Origin of the sequence: Microcoleus sp. N9_A2 (genome assembly GCF_036701775.1) — a bacterium.
GTDB lineage: Bacteria > Cyanobacteriota > Cyanobacteriia > Cyanobacteriales > Microcoleaceae > Microcoleus.
In genome coordinates, this window is sequence record NZ_JAUBRH010000091.1 from 1 (window position 1) to 17,520 (window position 17,520).

Genomic DNA, 17,520 nt, shown 5'->3' on the forward strand with positions numbered 1-17,520 from the left:
CATAAACTACCTAATTATCAACAAGGCATAAGAGCTATGAGGCTTATTCTATCAGCGTTATAGGTGACTTGTCGCCCTGACAGCCAGAATTGATATAATTCATCTGCGTTAATCTGTGTTAATCTGCCCTCATCTGCGGTTAAAAAAAGACAATGTATTAACCGCAGATGACAATGGATTGACGCTGATTCACGCGCTTGTCGAGAAGAGAGATATGAATAATTCGGATATTCTGAGTGTTTTCCGAAATCGATAGATCGCTCACCAAGCTCAAAGCAGCATCTAAGCGACAAGCTGACGCTAACTAGAGTGCGATCGCATCTCCTGAGTGTCAATTCCAACCGCTAGCAACCGAGCGTTTACAGATGGTTTTCGGGTTGACGATCGCACCATTGTATCGAGCAAGTGTTCGATCGCACCCGGTAGACTCTGGCAAAAACCTGTGTGTACCCGCGATGTCTGAACGATCGTACTGCGGGGTGCTACGAGCCAGTGAAAGCGCTCTCTGTGCGGAAGTTGACCGATCGCGCCAGATTCCTTGCCGCCTGCACAAATGATGGGAATGACTGCTAGGTGATTGCGAATCATTTCCAGATCTAAGGTTGAGTCGATCGCCATCAACCGCTGTTCATCAATTTCGATCCGAGCTTCAAGGAATTTTTTCGTACCGCAGGAAACGATCGCCCCGACGTTGATAAACTCCTCGCGCTCAACTTTGGGAACGACGCGGATAATGGCATAATCATAAAGAAATCGATCGGGCACTAATCGCCTCCTCCAAAAAAATATGTGGTGATTCTAGCCGATTTAGCAGGTACTCGATATAAGCATCCCGATGTTGGTTGCTATCGCTGAAAGGAGAATCTCCCACCAGCCAAGTATCAGGAATTAGTTTAACGATGTTGCGAATGATTTCCGGCGTTAGCCTTTGAGTCATCTTGGAATTTGCTGCTTCCAGCGTACTGGCAAAACGGAGCAGAACGTGGTCTTTGATTGGCGGGAAACGATCGCGGCTGCGCGAGAGATAATCTTTCCAGGTGTGGTGGAAGTAGAGGGCTGCACCGTGATCTATCAGCCAAAGTCGGCGGTGCCATACCAGCATATTTGCATTGCGCGACGTGCGATCGATGTTGGTCACAAAAGCATCGAACCAGACGATTTCTGAGGCCAGATCCGCATCGGACTTCCCCGCTATCGGGTCAAAGGTGATGGAGCCCGGAAGATAGTCGAGGGCGAGGTTGAGGCCAGCACTTGCTCGGATCAAATCTTGAATTTCCGGGTCAGGCTCAGTCCGAGCCAGTTCGGGATCGAGTTCAACAAAGACGAGTTCGGGGATTGGGAGCCCGGAGGCGCGAGCAATCTCTCCCGCCACTAGCTCCGCGATCAGAGATTTGGCTCCCTGGCCCGCACCGCGAAATTTGAGCACGTACATACCATCATCATCTGCTTCGACGATCGCCGGCAGCGATCCGCCCTCGCGCAAGGGAGTGACATACCTGGTAGCAATGACTGTTCGCAAGCTGGGAATCATGCTCTTTGAGATTTGAGATTTGAGATTTTCGATGGGAAATCACTGATTTTATGGGCGTTGCATAATTGCGGGATGATTTTGATTGTTTTGTGGGATCGGCGTCCCGCCCGTCCGCTTTATTTTCAAAGCAGGCGGGACACCTACCCCACAAGAATCATCCTCAAATTGTGCAACGCCATTTTATGAGGGTTTAGAGCACGGGCTTACAGTTGGATTCTTTCTTTTAACTGGGACTGATGTTAAGTAGTTTGTTTAGTAAACTGATGACCAAAAGGACACAACTAATGTTGTGTCCCTACGGAATTTTGCCAAATCTTGCTTTGAGACAGTCATTAGTCATCAGTTATTAATCAACTAATAACTCATGACTAACCACTAATCAGTTGTACTAACGTGGTCGATTCTCTCTAATTGCCAGAGAATTTGGTTGCCTTCGCGCCGCACCCGCGAAACTACCCAATTTCGCCAAACCCAGTTGTCTCCACGACTGGTGACAGCGCTGGCATTTACATCCATCAAATCAGCCAGTTCAGAACTGGTAATCAAGTAGCCTTTCGTCGCAACCTCGTCGGCTATGTGCAAGGTTTCGATCAGATTGCGGAGGTCCTGAACCCTCACCTCGCGGGGCAAGTTCTCCAGGGTATCGGCAGTTGAATCCATCATGGTAGAGTTGGAGATCGGAAGGTCAGAAGTTATGACATAGGATTCTATCGTTTTGTTACCAGTTGCGTCCGTTTCTTCCGAAACAATTGTGTTTTCCGAACCTAGAGGCGGTGTGGCCGCGCTGACAAAAGAGCTCGCCTGAGTCTCGCCTACAGTTGGTTTCTGCTGTTGCAGTTCGGGAGTGAGATTGTGCGAGAAGCTGCGGGCAATTTCATCGCATCTGTCGTTGTAGAAGTCGCCGGAGTGGCCGCGGACGTGTTCCCACTTGATTTGCCGGGAATTCAGCTTGTCTAGCAGGTGCCAGAGGTCTTGGTTGACAACATCTTTGCCCGTTGAGGTTTTCCAGCCTTTATTTTTCCAGCCTTGAATCCATTTAGTGATGCCGTTTTTAACGTATTCGCTGTCCGTGTAAACGGTGACTGGTTCGGTTTGACCGGAATTGGCAAAAAATTCGAGAACAGCGACGGCAGCCTGCATTTCCATGCGGTTGTTGGTAGTTTGGGGGTCTGCACCTCCGAGTTCGTGACACTTACCGTCGGCGAAACAAACTACTGCACCCCAGCCACCTGGGCCTGGGTTGCCGGAACAGGCGCCGTCTGTGTACAAGCTTTTGATTTGGGGAATTGTCATGAGCGAATTAATGTGTTATTTAGAGGTAAGTTGTTGGCTGGTGCCATAATTGAGGGGAATAGCGATAGTTTTACTTGCTGCCATGAAAAACGCCAACTTAAAGATTAAAAAGGTCGGCTTATTTATTTGTCCGTTTTCTTTGTTAATTTTTAATACTTTCGCGCAAGCACAGCCGATAGTCCCTGCTGCTGATGGTACGGGCACTGCTGTCACCCGCAGCGGCAACCGCTACGATATCAACGGCGGCAGTTTGTCGGGAGACGGGGCGAATCTTTTTCACAGTTTTGGGCAGTTCGGCTTGAATGAAGGTCAAATAGCTAATTTTCTGACAAATTCGGCTATTCAGAATATATTAGCTCGAATTGCTGGCGGGGACGCTTCGCTAATTAACGGTTTAATTACTGTCACGGGCGGCAATTCTAATCTTTTTCTAATTAATCCTGCGGGGATTGTGTTTGGCCCGAACGCGAGTTTGAATGTGCCGGGGGCTTTCACTGCAACTACTGCTACTGGTGTCGGTTTTGGTTCAAATTGGTTTAATGCTGCGGGTACAAATAATTTTAGCGCCTTGGTGGGTACGCCCAATGCTTTTTATTTTGGTGCGGCTGTACCGGGAAGTATTGTTAATGCTGGCAATTTAGCTGTGACTCCGGGGCAAAATTTGGCTTTGCTTGGCGGTACGGTTGTTAGTACCGGGCAGTTGTCGGCCCCGGGTGGGCAAATTACTGTGGCTGCTGTTCCGGGAGATAATGTTCTCCGCATTAGTCAACCGGGGCATTTGTTGAGTTTGGAAATAGCAACGGGCGGAAATTTTGGTAATTCTCAACAGACTTTGAATCCTGTTTCTTTGCCACAATTGCTGACAGGTACTGGACAAAATCAGGCGGCCGGTGTTGCGGTTGCTGCTGACGGTTCTGTGCGGCTTGTGGGTTCGGGTTGGCAGGTGAATTCTGGGGATGTGGCGATCGCTGCTAATGTGTCTGGGCTGCCACAGTTGAATGCGGGAAGTGCGAATTTATGGGCTGCGGGAAATCTCACGTTAGCGGGCGCTAGGCTGCAAACTACGGGGGATTTGAGTTTGCTGGGCAGGGATGCGGTGCGGGTCAGGGACAGCGCCGAGAATCCGTTTTTGGCGCAGGCTGGGGGGAATTTATACATTCAGGCCGATCGCACTATTGATATTCTCACTCAAAATGCCACGGGCGGCTTGTCTCTTCCCGCACAATTTCAAAGCGGTGGCAATTTGAGTTTAGTTAGCAACGGCGTGATTTCGGGGGATACTCACTTTGCTTCGAGGGGCAATTTTTCGGTGCGCAATCTGTCAGGAATGCCGGGAAATTTTGTGAGTTTATTTGACCCGATTATCAGTTCGGAAAGAGATGTTTTCTTAGGAGATTATACAGGTGTTTCGCTGAAAGTGGAAGCGAAGGGCAGCATTGTTGCTGAGAGTATTACAATTACCGGCCCTGATCTTGCATTGCTGCGGACGGAAAATCTGAATCCCGACGATCCAGATATTGTTATTTTAACCACCAGTCCGGCTTTAATTCTGCGGGCGGGATTACGAGATTTGGCAAATCCCCTTAATATTTCTACTGACAATTTGGGTGACGATGGAGCTTTCAGTTCAGTGTCGGTTTTTCCCAGAGGTTTTATTTATGTGGAAGATAATATTTTTGCAGGCGGGCCGGTGATTGCTTCGGCACCGGGAGATGTGGTAACTAGAGAGATTAACGGCGGTAGCATTACTCTCACAAGTACCGCAGGGGCTGTGATAGTTGGGGGTAGATTGATATCGGGTTCGACTATTGATATTGAAGCTGCCAACAATATTTTGACAAGTGACATTTCTCGTGGTGGTATCAACGGCAATATTACTCTGACTTCTGGGGGTAATATAGTAACGGATAGGATCAATAGTGGGACGAATGGGAGGATCGCACTTACAGCAGCCGGCAATATAAATTTTGGGAATTTGCAGGGTTCTCAAGTTAATATTACCAGCAACTCCGGGGCTTTGGGAGTTTTGACCGATCCGAATATAATTATCCCCAATATAACACCCGCCAATATTACAGCCACCGAAAATCTCACTTTGGCAGCTTCGGGCGACTTAACCGTAGGGAACCTCACGGGTGCTACTCTCAGGGCTAGCAGCAGCAGCGGAAGCGTCGTTACGGGTACGATCGCCACTACGGGAGATGTCAGAATTTTAGCAGGACAACAAATCAACACGGGGGCGATCGCTGTTAATCCTTCAGCCAATCAAGTTAATCCTGCGATTCCCACAGTCAATTTGGACGCGCAAACTAATATTAACGTGGCATCGATTGATGCAGCCGCCGCCAGCATTGCTTTGAGAGCTTCTAGCGACTTAACTGCAGGGAATTTGCAGGGTGCGGCAGTTGATGTTAATAGTGATGGGGGAAATATTGCGATCGGCAATACTGCATCAACTGGAAATATCAATTTAAGAGCTGCGGGAAATGTGAACTCAGCAAATTTGCAGGGTGTAGGAGTTAATATTAACAGCAGTGCGGGGACGATTGGAGTTACCAGTGCCGCCGCCACCAGTAATGTAAATTTGACAGCTTTGGGCAATATCACTTCAGGAATTTTACAGGGAAGTGATGTTTCAGTTAATAGTAATGCTGGAAGTATTCAAACTGCAAATGTTACGGCCGGTAACGGTGTGAATTTGAGAGGTTCTGGCGATGTCAATGCGGGAAATTTGAGGGGAGTTGCGGTTGATGTTGGCAGCAATGTGGGGAATGTGAGAATTGGGGATGTTAACGCTACAGGAAATATCAATTTGGAAGCCGCTCAAAATGTGAATTCGGGAAATTTGCAGGGATCTGTAGTTGATTTAGTGAGCAGCCGGGGAAATGTCAGCACTGGCAATATTAATGCTTCATCAATTGTGGATATTTTAGCGGGAGGGCAGATCGGAACAGGGGCAATAAATGTTAATCTTGTTGTGCGCGATCGCGCTCCGGCTGTAAATATTAACGCTCAAAATGATATTAGCATTGTATCGGTGAATGCTCCGGGCGCTCAAGTTGATATCGCAACTCCGGGTTTGGTGCGAGTGACTGGTACTTTTGACCAAAACGGCACTCCTGTTAGTGTCTCGACGCTTGGCCGCGTTCAACCGGGTACAGTCAGGATCGCCCACGGGGGCGGCGATGTCAATCCGCCAACGCCTTTTGTGGTGGGAGATGCGACGACGAATGGTACTGCTGGGGCGATCGCCAGCAATGCTTTGGGTACGATTACTCAGCGGCAATCTTTCATAAATTCTTACACTCAAGGCAATAGTGCGATCGTCACTACAAATCAACCCGGAATAACTCCACCCGGAATAACTCCACCCGGAACAACTCCACCCGGAATAACTCCACCCGGAACAACTCCACCCGGAATAACTCCACCCGGAATAACTCCACCCGGAATAACTCCACCCGGAATAACTCCACCCGGAACAACTCCACCCGGAATAACTCCACCCGGAACAACTCCACCCGGTACAACTCCTCCGCCACCATCGCCCAGCGGTAGATTTCCATTAGATAGTAACCGGGTTTTTCCCGCTCCGAACCAACCCTTTAGTCGCGAACAGCGGCAGAACCAAAACAGAATATCGCGAGATATAGGAAAACCTGGAGAAAGGATGCCCCCCGAAAGAATACAATCTCCGAGAGGACTGAGAAATTTTATCAATTCAAACATCAGAGATTCAGTTATTCAGTCAGCATTTCGCGGCGGCATCGGCAGGAATTTGGAGGCAGGCCAAATATCAGCAGCTTTGTCTCTACTGGACAAATCTTTCAGCCAAGAATTCGCCGAATATTTAGACATCAACATCAGCGACGAGTTGGTATCCCCAGAGGAAATTCAAAAAAAATTAGCATCCGTGGGCGCACAAACCGGCACAAAACCTAGCTTAATTTATCTGTTCTCGCAGCCCGAAGAATTAAATTTAATGCTGATCACTTCTTGCGGTGAAGTGGTTCACAAAAGTGTACCGGCTGCGAACCGGGCAGAACTGCTGAAAGTAGTCACTCAGTTCAGGGATGAGATTACCAAACCGGGGGTGCGGGCTACTACGAGTTATCTACCATCTTCCCAACAGCTTTATAAGTGGATGATTGCGCCTTTAGAGGACAGTTTGAAAAAGTGCGAAACGGATACTATTTCCTTTGTTGTCGATCGAGGTTTGAGAGGTATGCCCTTTGCTGCTTTGCACGACGGACAGCAATTTTTGGTGGAAAAGTACAATCTCAGCCTGATGCCCAGCATTAATTTAACAGATACTCGCTACGTCGATCTCAGAAATTCTCAAGTTTTAGCAATGGGTGCCTCGGAATTTTCCGATTTGAATCCTTTGCCTGCAGTTCCTGCTGAAATAGCCGCTATTTCCCGAGAGTGGCCGGGAGTTAGTTTTCTGAATGAGGATTTCACTTTAGATAATTTGAAGCGACAGCATCAAAGCCGGCCTTTTGGCATTATTCACTTAGCTACTCACGGCGAATTTCGACCTGGAGCACCGAATAATTCTTTTATTCAGTTGTGGAATAGTCGGCTGCGACTGGATCAATTGCGGGATTTGAGATTGAATAATCCGCAGGTGAATATGTTAGTTTTAAGTGCTTGTCGGACTGCGGTGGGAGATGCACAGGCGGAGTTGGGTTTTGGGGGGTTGGCGCTGCAAGCCGGGGTGCAAACGGCTTTGGGGAGTTTGTGGTACGTGAGTGATGAAGGTACTTTGGGATTGATGAGTGAGTTTTACCAGCAGTTGAAGACGGCGCGAATTAAGGCGGCGGCGCTGCGACAAGCGCAAATTGCGATGTTGCGGGGAGATGTGCGTTTGGAGGGTGGCCGATTGCGGGGTTTGAGTCGGGGTGAGGGGGTGGAGTTGCCGGCTTCGCTGCAAGGGTTTGCGGATTTAAAGTTGTCGCATCCTTATTATTGGTCGGCTTTTGTGATGATTGGAAGTCCTTGGTGATTGGTGATGAGTGATTGATTAAGTAAGTCGGGGGAAATATTTACAAGTATGTAACAAAAGATTAAGTAACCTGATTGGAGTTAAATTTAACACGTTCTGTAGTATAGTTTCCTCTTTATGCTCTAACTTCTACCCCAGGAATTACAGCATAAGCCAGCTCTAATTCATCCTCCAACATTTTTCTGGCTAATTCATTTTTTTTGATATGTTGCCACTCCAATTCAATTGGATTCATTTCTGAAAAATATTTAGGCAAAAAGAAGATGTATAAACCCTGACTTTCCCACTTTGACTATAATTGTTGGACTTTGCCGACATCGGTGTATCGGACTGTTTTCATTTTCATGGCGACACGGCGATGGCGCTGCTGTTCAAATAATCCTAGGACGCTACCAAAAAGCACGTCAATGCGAGTCATCATCCAGCGAGTAAAATCATCTCAAGTCGAAATTGACGGTCAAATTGTCGGCAAAATTGGCTGCGGACTTAACTTGCTTGTAGGTATTGCAGACACCGACACCGAAGCAGAACTCGATTGGATGGCTCGCAAATGCCTAGAATTGCGTTTGTTTCCCGACTCGGCCACGGATACCGGGCGCTGGGACAAGTCCGTACAAGACATCGGTGGCGAGTTGCTGGTTGTGAGTCAGTTTACGCTCTACGGCGACTGCCGCAAAGGTCGGCGGCCTTCCTTTGACCGAGCTGCGGCTCCTGAACGAGCTGAAATTTTTTATGATATAATTTGTCGAAAAGTTGCGCCAGAGCGGCTTAAAAGTTGAAACAGGCTTGTTTGGAGCGATGATGCAAGTCTCGATCGACAATGACGGGCCGGTGACTCTGGTATTAGAGAAAGAATCAGGGTGAATTGTGAATTTATAATATAAATAGTTGCCGTGAGTATGGTCACAATTAAAAGTGATTATTGTCATGTAACTCCTAAGTTAATTGTGAGATGATTACTCAAATTTAGCCGTTCGGCATAGCTGATGCCAGTCAGACTCAGACAAAAATATTATTTTTACATTTATGTTAACCCCAGTAACTAAACCATCTGTCCGAGTTACCGAAATAGGTGAGTACATCCATTATCAATCTTGCGATCGCCGCTTTAAGCTAGAGCATAATAACCGAAAGCTTGCGCGAGAGCTTCCGTTTGCAGAACGCCTCTTCAACTCCTTAGATCCAGTTCTCCAAGAGGCGGGGCGATTGAGGGAGAACGAATGGGAAACTTCTCTCCAAAAAAATGGTCTCATTGACCTCACTTTGTACAGCCAAAAGTCTGCTGATGAAAAGAAGACACCCTGGACTACCTTTGTCGCACAATTGCAAGGTATAAGCTCAGGACAAAGAGCATATGGACGCGAAATTTCCGTCGAAGCAGACGAGGGAGCTTTCCAGATCAAAGGCCAAATTGACTTTGTACTAATCCTGTGGGAAGACAATCGACCAAAGCTGCGAATTGTTGAATGCAAAGCCAGTCGTCGAGACCGTACCTACCACCGCGTGCAGGTTGCTCTATACCGGATGCTAGTACGGCAGCTTATCCAAGCGAGTCCAGTGGCAATCTGCGGCGTAGAACTCAGACCAGAAGATATCGAATGCGTGGTCGCTAGGATTGATGAAAGTACAAATAAAAGTCAGCTCATCCTCGATCTAAAACCGTTTAAGCTAGATACAGAAGAAGCTGACATTAATCGCCTTCTGGCATCTGAGGGCACACTAAACCGCGTAGTTCAGGCTGATTTAGCTGATTTGGACTATCAAATCGATCCGAAGTGTGATGGCTGTGTTTTCAATATTCATTGCCTATCAGAAAGTGCCAGATTGCGTCGCCTTGAACTAATAGGCTTAGATCCATCAGCAGTACGAGTTTTGCGAGAGGCAGGGATTCAAAAAATCGATGACTTGGCTGAACTCGACTTAGCCGGACAGCAGGCAGTTCAAGTGCGGCAAGATCCAAGCTTTAGCGATAACCTAGAACTTATCCAGTTAAAAGCAAAAACTCGGAGGCGTACACTTCCAGGCGGGAATATTAACCCAGATTCCTATGAAGTAGAGTCGCTACCTTATGCAGGTCAAGGTCAACTTCCAGAGCACATAATTAATGGTGAGCGGCTGATTCGCGTTTACCTTTCTGTGGATTACGACTATGTAGAAAACAGGATAGGAGCGATCGCAGCTCATGTGACCAAGAGCGAAGGACAATTACATACAAGCTTCACACAGGTAAATGGACAGTGGCAGCCAGACCCCACACTCAAGGAACGGTGGGAGGTAGGGCGCGATCAAAATAATCGCCCAGTCTATGAAGAGCGTTCCCTCCAAACTAGAGAAGTTATCGAGTTTCAAACCTCCCCGTGGACGGGGGAATATAGAGAAGACACTGGCGCTGAGAAACAGCTAATTCAAGGGTTTCTAATGAAGCTGGTTGAGGTTATTGATGAGGTAGCCGAGGCCGAAACCGCTCCCATTCACTTTTATGTCTTGTCTCGATCCGAGATGGCTCAGTTGCTCGAAGGATGCTCGCGCGTCAGCTCGCAGTTGCTCGGCCACCTCCGGGAACTGCTAGGATGCCGTGAGAGTTTAGAGCAACTCATCTATTCTTGCTTGCACGATGAAGTCGATCGGCGTTTTGCTTTGGGATGGACAGGGAGAGGCTTAGCTGTGGTTACTTCTCTGTCGTGGTTTGGGAGGCGTTATCACTGGCGGCGACGGGTGTCTGGTGCCGAGGTCGATATAGAGCAAGCTTTTACACAGGATATCTTCGATTTTAAGACTGATTTGGATTTAGATGCTCAGGGGCAGTGGGCAGTTAAACCTTCTGAGCAAGTCAGCAGGCACAAGTTTGAAATCCGCAGTCGCTTTTATGATTCCTTAACAGCACCCTACTGGCGCGCCTACTGGCGAAAATTGCCCGATCCAACAGACCCAAATCTATCCCCCGCAGTCGCCAAGGCTATTGAGCGCTACAACAGCGCCCGGAAGCCTAACTATCTTAAAGAATACTTTCGAGCCCGCGTACACGCGCTGCGCTGGGTTGAAGAAAGCATTCGTTTCAAGAACCAAGAAATAGTAAAACCATCTCTTGTCATCGCTGATTTACTGGAATTCACCCTTGGGGTAGATAATGCCGCTCAAGCAGGGATTGACTATCTCCGACTGGATCATCACGTTAAAGTGACAAACTGGATTGCTACTCACCTAGTCCCGCCTGTCTATCGCGTCCCTCTAGGGCGCACTATTCCTATTAGTGATGTTGTCTCGCACGGCAACAATAGGCTGACAGCCACTATCAACCTTGATCGGTATGGTATTAACTATGAAGTTTTAGAGACTAACTGCACGATCGAAAAAGGCAACTTTGTAAGGCTTAGCCCCGGTTTTAACGATCCGCATCGCGGTCAAACATTCGCTCAACTTCTACGCGGTGGAAGTACGTGTTTTGTGGATCATATTGACTGGGAGACTGGACAAATTGAGCTTTCAGTAAGACAAACAAATAAACCAGACCGCTATCAACTCCCCGGTCGGTTTTATAATCAAGAGGAAGACATTTTTTCCTATGCTACTTTAGATGAAAGTCCTTCGGATTTTGTAGCCGGAAAGGTTGACAACAGACTAATAAGTCGTTTGGGAAATCATGTCTGTCAATGGTTCGATCCCGAGCATCCTCAGATCCCTCTGCAACAGTCTCCAGCCACAGACAAGTTAGAACAATACCAGAATTTGCTAGAGTCTCTAAAATTGCCTAACGCGCAGAAGTTGGATGCCGATCAAGTAGCTGCTGCTGTCAGTGGCTTAACCACTAGAATTCAACTTTTACAGGGGCCTCCAGGAACAGGCAAGACACAGACAACTGCGATCGCTACTTTTTTAAGAATTTTGGCGCGTTGTTCGATCGGAGATATCGTTCTCATCGCAGCACCTACCCATACTGCTGTAAATAACTTGCTTTTGCGCCTCGATAGCCTCTTGCCAACCCTTCAGCAACAGGCAGATAAATCGGGATTAACAGTACCGCCGATACAACTTAGCCGAGTTGACCCTAAAGAGGGTGAGGTTTTTCTCGAAAAAAATGTTGAATGTTTTCCCTCTAAGCCTTGTGCAGCCAAGTTGAAGAAAATGCGTTCAAATGCTGTCTTGGTCATCGGCGGCACAACCAGTGCTCTTTTGAAATTATCGCTGGAAATGAAAGGTATCCAAGTACCTACACTAATCGTTGACGAAGCAAGCATGATGGTGTTTCCGCACTTTCTGTCACTGGCTACATTAGTAAAAAGTGACGGGGAAATCATGCTTGCCGGAGATCATCGGCAGCTCTCACCAATTGTTGCTCATAATTGGGAGCAGGAAGACCGTCCGCCCATTCAATTATACAAGCCTTATGTGAGTGCATATGATGCGGTTAAAAATATTAAAATTACAGGAGTTTCAGATTCAGCCATTCTGAGTTCTGCGTTGAGTTTTACTTTCCGCTTGCCACCGCTGATTTGTAATTTAATTTCTCGTATTTACCAACTGGATAATATTGAACTAAAAGGAAGGTTGCCCGATTCAAATAGTCTTTTACAGGAGGAGTCAAAAGGTCTAATTCTTGTTCTTCATTCTGAGCGCCTGTCAAAACGCAGCAATATGCTTGAGGTGCTGATTATTGAGAAAATTATTGCTGCTGCAAAAAATAGAAGAGCAATAGAAAACAACTCTGTGGCTATTGTCACTCCACACCGAGCGCAGCGAACACTGCTTAAAAGTTATTTGAAGGACTCCGGCGACCTGATCGATGTAATTGATACTGTTGAAAGCTTACAAGGTGACGAGCGACCTTATATCATTGTGTCGGCAACAGCCAGCGACCCCTCAGCAATTAGTAAAAATGTGGAATTTATCTTAGACCTCAATCGGTCTAATGTGGCTTTTTCTCGGGCTCAGAAACAACTGATTGTGGTCTGCTCTCAAACTCTGCTAGATCACATTCCAGCCGAATTAGAACATTACGAGGAGACAATGCTTTGGAAGTCTTTACGAGCTGTGTGTTCGCAGCTCATCGGTACTGAGATTGTGGATGGGCATCAGGTACAATTTTTTGAGCCACCACCCGATATTCTCGAAAACCTGTCGCGTACTTAAAATTGTATATTTCAGCTTGAGAGGAATTATCACCTTTAATATTTAATTTGATCGACTCAGCGTCGCTCTTGTCAATTTACGGGTCTAAACTTCTCTAACGACTTACCCGCCGTCATCAAACCAACCGGGCTGATTTAATAAAATACATCGCTTCCAGCCTCGCTTTGGAGCCAGAAATCTGGCTTCGGTCAATAAACCTGCCTTCTGCCATCAGAGCAAATTTGCAGATTGACCGGGTTTCCTAAATGCTGCGGCGTAGGTTCTGAAGATAGTGCAGTTCGCTACACTCTGCCGACTCTCAATTCCGCAATCTCCAACGCCGAAAACCCCCTCAAAAGGCCAGTTGGTAAATTGTCCACTCAGCGGCCCCGGAATACCGTCCATCTTTGTCGCGATCGCCCTACCAGAATTACAGCTCAGAATGCTTGTACAGTAAGGATTTAAGGGTAATAAAATATATCTCCCACAGCCAGCGCTTAGAATCAGATTCAGCAGCCAAAAACTGTTGCATGAGAGAGTGGAACACTGGCATCACTGTGCCTATCTGTATTTCCCTATATTCAATACATAGAGAGTTGAATCAGCACAGCAAGCGAAACCGCCAGCAACTGTCGCCTCACTCCCTGCCCGCTTACGCAACTACCCGATAAACGCCATGACTGTCAAAACTGCCACCAACACCGTCAACTGCAACACCGCTTCTAACCTCAACTTCATTCCGGCCACCTCCGAACAAACCGCCGAAATCAATACTGTTCCCAGCATCGATGTTCTGGCTTTGGCTGAATTCGCCCTCAAAGAATTGGAAGCAGAGATGAAAACTGCCAGCCGCAGCGCTCAAGCAGTGGCGATGCGGATTGCTAAGGAAGTCGAACGGATTTGCCAAAAAAGCGATCGCATCCAAATTTCCGGCGAAGTTGAAGCTTGGCAAATCACCTTGGCCGAGCACCGGTTGCAAAAAACCCTGCAATACTACCGCCTCGGTTCCAAACAAGGCCGCGTCGAACTGCACTCCCACCTCGCGGCCATGATTTACCGCCATGTTGCTTCTTTCCGATCGAACTTGAACTTCCAAGCTCGCTACAACATGATTGAAGACTTTTTGCAAGGCTTTTACATCGAATCTCTGCGAGCTTTCCGCCGCGAACACCAACTCGATCTCACCTACCAGCCCCGCACGCAGCTAGAATTGGCTGAGTACATGGCTTTCACCGAACACTACGCCAAGCGCCAAATCGGTTTGCCCGGCCGCAACCGCCAACGCCTGATCGTGTTGCGCGCTCAAGGATTTGCCAAGGGCCAACCTCCCGAAACTGCGATCGACATTGAAATGGCTGTAGAGTCGGGCAAGGGAGAAGATGCGGAAATTTACAGCCGCTCTCCGGCGCTGCAACAAGTCCGCGAACAAATGGTTTCGGAAACTGTCGATCCGGCTGATGCTGTGCTGCGCGATCGAGTAGTATCGGAATTGATCACCTATCTGGAAGCCCAAAATCAGCCAGAATGCGTGAATTACTTAACTTTAAAATTGCAAGACCTTTCGGCTTCGGAAATTGACCGCGCGCTCGGTTTGTCTTCCCGCCAGCGCGACTACTTGCAACAACGTTTCAAGTACCACGTCGAAAAATTTGCCCGCACTCAAAACTGGAAACTCGTCCACGAATGGCTGGGTGCTGATGTCGATCAAAAATTGGGAATGACTTCGGACAAATGGGAAGCATTTCGCGCTCAACTGTCGCCCGATATGCAGCAACTGTTAGTAATGAAGCGGAACCAAGAATGCGACAAGGCGATCGCCACCGCGCTCAAATGCACTCCCAAACAAGTCCAAAAACGCTGGGCGCAACTGTTGGAGCTGGCTAGCCAGACTCGCAACAGCAGCCAAGCTTAATTGGTGCTCAAATATGAATGCAACTGTTTTCTTGAGACTGGAAAATGCGATCGGGTGCGGCATCTACACAGGACTGCCCGCCCCGGCGTCCGCTCTCAAATCAACAATCGCTGCTACTAATTTATCGCCGCTTTTTGGCAATTTCAATTTATTAAAACAACGTATCCGCTCAATAAGTTGCGGTAAGCATTAATTTTTCGGAATTGTAGAATTTTAATTTAATTGTACAAATATCTTAATTTAGATACAAAAATATCGCATTTGCTGGCTGCTAAATCTTGATTAAAATAATGTATTATCAATTATGAAGTCAAGGATATTACAGTCTTTTTGGAACAGTCACAATTAACAGTGGGGTGACACTTAATAAAGGAATCAAGTTCCGATAATTCAAAGCAGTTATCTTTTTTTAAACTTCTTCAATAATCCCAGGACACACCGAAAGAACAAAGCGAAGATTGTTCGCGAATAATCATCCCCAGAGCTGGAATATTTCCCCGGTGAGAAATACGATCGTGCATATATTCAAAAAAGCTAATTCCTAATTTCCTAGTAGTCGCAACTAGAGACATGAAAATATCCATCGCCTTAGTTCCTTCACAAGTTTGAGTCGCATAGCTGATATTTCGTCGCTGCACCATTGTTCTGGCAGCTAATTCTGCCGGGTTATTATGTAATGGTAATTCCGGATGCTCCAAAACTAAAAGCAACTCAGATATTTTACAAGAAGTTAATTTTTTTCGTTCATCTAATTGTTCATAACCAGTTTGACTGCCGAAAATTTCCCAAAATTTGGATTTTAGCCTGAGCTTCTCTAGCCCAGATGGAGAGTTTCTGTAAGCGAGCAATTCTCGGTAGTAATCCCAAAAATCATCAATAAACTTATCTAAACTTTTTTGATGACAAGTAACAAATGGACTTAATTTTTTATAATGTCTTGCTTCATGCACCCAACATAAAGATAAATCATCTGTGAGTAATTTAAACTGGGGTGCATCATCAGTGACCAGAGTTTTTATTACCGGAATCTGGGATTGCTGATGATAAAAAGCAATTGCTGCTGCCTCAAAAATTCTGGTACGATGTTGAGAGCCTAAGCAACCCAGATGCTGATTCAGCAAGGAGTTAAATTCATCACCGTTCAACGGAATTTCTTGAGGTAATCCTTTAATTTGATGGCTCCACTTCCGGGGTACATTGAACTTATCTAATAACTCGTAGGTAAGTGGAGAGATCATAAACTGAAGTCCTTGGTTGTTCTGTAATACTCCAAGTACGCTTAATCGGTCTTTTCTTAAAGTTGTAGAATAAACTGTATATAATGGATTGCAAATTATATTTGTCGTGTAATTTACTCTTTTAACACGCGCACTTGTTTGGTCTAAGTGTTGCCAAGGGCTACTTGCTAATCCGGATAAATACACTTCGTTAAATTCTGATTCAAAATTTGCTGATTTTTTCACTCTTCTGATTTGATAAATAACCGGCTGACATGGAAATCCCAATATTGCTTAAAAAATCTAACAGCTTTCCTTGAGTCATGTTACCTCCATAGTACAGGCTCATAACTAAGGCTTTTACTCCGGGACCAAACTCCCCATCATAGCCGGATGGTAACGGTGAAATGTATGTTTTCTTTTCTGAAGGTGAGTAATACTTCTGTTTCCGGAATAATCACGTTATCTGTTTTCAGTAAAATGTCTTGAACTATTACCTCTTCATAACCCTTGAATTCTGAATCGAATGGTAGTTCTGCCTGGGGATACTCGAGGATTTTTTCTCTGTCAACTTTGACCAGAGCATTTTTACTACTTTTAATATGTTTTTTTGGTGTTTTTCGCTCTTTCTCGGATGAGTAGTTTTCTTTTGACTTTTTCGGCCCATTAGCTTTAACCTCTGGTTTGCCCTGTTCTCCTTTCAGACGATTATTTTCGGATTTTAATCTTTGATTTTCTGACCGTAATTCTTTGGTTTCTGCTTGTAATTGTTCTATGAGGTTCAGCAATATGGACACAGTACGACGCAATGATTCGTCTGCAATGTCAGATGGCTCAATGCTTTGCAGTAAGGTTTCTACTAATTTTTGAGGAGATGATTCTTGCGTCATGAATCATATTCTACCATGCTGTGCCTAGATTGTGAACCTTCTTTTTTGCTGTTACCCCGATTTATTGAGCGGATACAAAACAACATTACTTTTTTTAATATCTTTCATTCCCTGGTTAGACCGGGGAATTTGTTTTTATTAGTCATCAGTCATTAGTCATTAGTCATTAGTTATTGGAAAGTGATTGCTGAAGAGGCTGCCTGGCCTAGATTTATAATGATATTTAAAAATAGGTAGTAGCCTAATAAAGGCAAAGTTGTTAAAATGATTTGTTTCTCCACAATATCTCACATGAAAGTCTATTTTTAAAGAAATAAATTATTATATAAAATTTTGTTATCCGTTAATAGACAGTATCAAACTCTAATTTATAAATGTTTTTTTATAAAAATAGTTAAAAATCGATTCAGAAAGTTGAGGGTGCGGAATGTGGATAAAAAATGACAAGTCATCTATCCAAAGACAGAAAAAAATTAATACAAATCTACTGTATCGGCTCAATAAGTAGGGGTAACAGTTAATCTAGTTGCCAAGACAAGCCCAAGGGATGAAGAGAAGATTTTTCG

General features: G+C 45.9%; 8 protein-coding genes and 2 pseudogenes. 4 read left to right on the plus strand and 6 right to left on the minus strand.

Annotation, left to right across the window (positions count from 1 at the left end):
• Positions 1–300: 300 nt before the first annotated feature.
• The 3 genes from QUA44_RS28540 to rnhA form a co-directional block, all read right to left on the minus strand.
• Complete coding sequence (locus tag QUA44_RS28540) at positions 301–765, minus strand: DUF3037 domain-containing protein (RefSeq protein WP_333256620.1); 465 nt, start codon at positions 763–765, stop codon at positions 301–303.
• Positions 743–1,531: a HipA family kinase gene (locus QUA44_RS28545; RefSeq protein WP_333256623.1), complete on the minus strand. Its 789-nt coding sequence runs from the start codon at positions 1,529–1,531 to the stop codon at positions 743–745. Before QUA44_RS28545 ends, QUA44_RS28540 begins: the two co-directional genes overlap by 23 nt.
• Before the next feature lie 375 nt (positions 1,532–1,906).
• Positions 1,907–2,824 (minus strand): ribonuclease HI, encoded by a 918-nt coding sequence (rnhA, locus tag QUA44_RS28550; RefSeq protein WP_333256626.1) that lies wholly within the window; start codon positions 2,822–2,824, stop codon positions 1,907–1,909.
• 82 nt (positions 2,825–2,906) lie between these two features.
• On the opposite strand from rnhA, the gene QUA44_RS28555 reads away from it, so the two are divergent.
• A complete protein-coding gene (locus QUA44_RS28555) occupies positions 2,907–7,829 on the plus strand; it encodes a CHAT domain-containing protein (RefSeq protein WP_333276828.1) in 4,923 nt (1,640 codons plus the stop codon).
• Between the two features lie 115 nt (positions 7,830–7,944).
• Here the strand turns inward: QUA44_RS28555 and QUA44_RS28560 are convergent.
• Positions 7,945–8,097, minus strand: a pseudogene (locus QUA44_RS28560) (IS630 family transposase); the annotation flags it as partial.
• A 139-nt stretch (positions 8,098–8,236) separates the two neighbouring features.
• Here QUA44_RS28560 and dtd point away from each other — a divergent pair.
• The 3 genes and pseudogenes from dtd to QUA44_RS28575 all read left to right on the plus strand — a co-directional run bounded on the left by dtd (position 8,237) and on the right by QUA44_RS28575 (position 14,847).
• Positions 8,237–8,693, plus strand: a pseudogene (gene dtd / locus QUA44_RS28565) (D-aminoacyl-tRNA deacylase).
• Between the two features lie 162 nt (positions 8,694–8,855).
• On the plus strand, positions 8,856–12,956 hold the full coding sequence (locus QUA44_RS28570) for an AAA domain-containing protein (protein WP_333256634.1): 4,101 nt from the start codon (positions 8,856–8,858) through the stop codon (positions 12,954–12,956).
• Positions 12,957–13,611: 655 nt separating this feature from the next.
• Positions 13,612–14,847: a HetZ-related protein gene (locus QUA44_RS28575; RefSeq protein ID WP_333256637.1), complete on the plus strand. Its 1,236-nt coding sequence runs from the start codon at positions 13,612–13,614 to the stop codon at positions 14,845–14,847.
• A gap of 419 nt (positions 14,848–15,266) precedes the next feature.
• On the opposite strand, the gene QUA44_RS28580 is transcribed toward QUA44_RS28575, so the two are convergent.
• On the minus strand, positions 15,267–16,310 hold the full coding sequence (locus QUA44_RS28580) for a hypothetical protein (protein ID WP_333256640.1): 1,044 nt from the start codon (positions 16,308–16,310) through the stop codon (positions 15,267–15,269).
• A gap of 137 nt (positions 16,311–16,447) precedes the next feature.
• On the minus strand, positions 16,448–16,954 hold the full coding sequence (locus QUA44_RS28585; protein WP_333256644.1) for a hypothetical protein: 507 nt from the start codon (positions 16,952–16,954) through the stop codon (positions 16,448–16,450).
• Positions 16,955–17,520 lie beyond the last annotated feature (566 nt).

Bases quoted from the DNA above. Each gene is read 5' to 3' on its own strand.
- QUA44_RS28545 (WP_333256623.1), bottom strand. From the start codon at position 1,531: ATGATTCCCAGCTTGCGAACAGTCATTGCTACCAGGTATGTCACTCCC.
- rnhA (WP_333256626.1), bottom strand. From the start codon at position 2,824: ATGACAATTCCCCAAATCAAAAGCTTGTACACAGACGGCGCCTGTTCC.
- QUA44_RS28555 (WP_333276828.1), top strand. From the start codon at position 2,907: ATGAAAAACGCCAACTTAAAGATTAAAAAGGTCGGCTTATTTATTTGT.
- QUA44_RS28570 (WP_333256634.1), top strand. From the start codon at position 8,856: ATGTTAACCCCAGTAACTAAACCATCTGTCCGAGTTACCGAAATAGGT.
- QUA44_RS28575 (WP_333256637.1), top strand. From the start codon at position 13,612: ATGACTGTCAAAACTGCCACCAACACCGTCAACTGCAACACCGCTTCT.
- QUA44_RS28585 (WP_333256644.1), bottom strand. From the start codon at position 16,954: ATGACGCAAGAATCATCTCCTCAAAAATTAGTAGAAACCTTACTGCAA.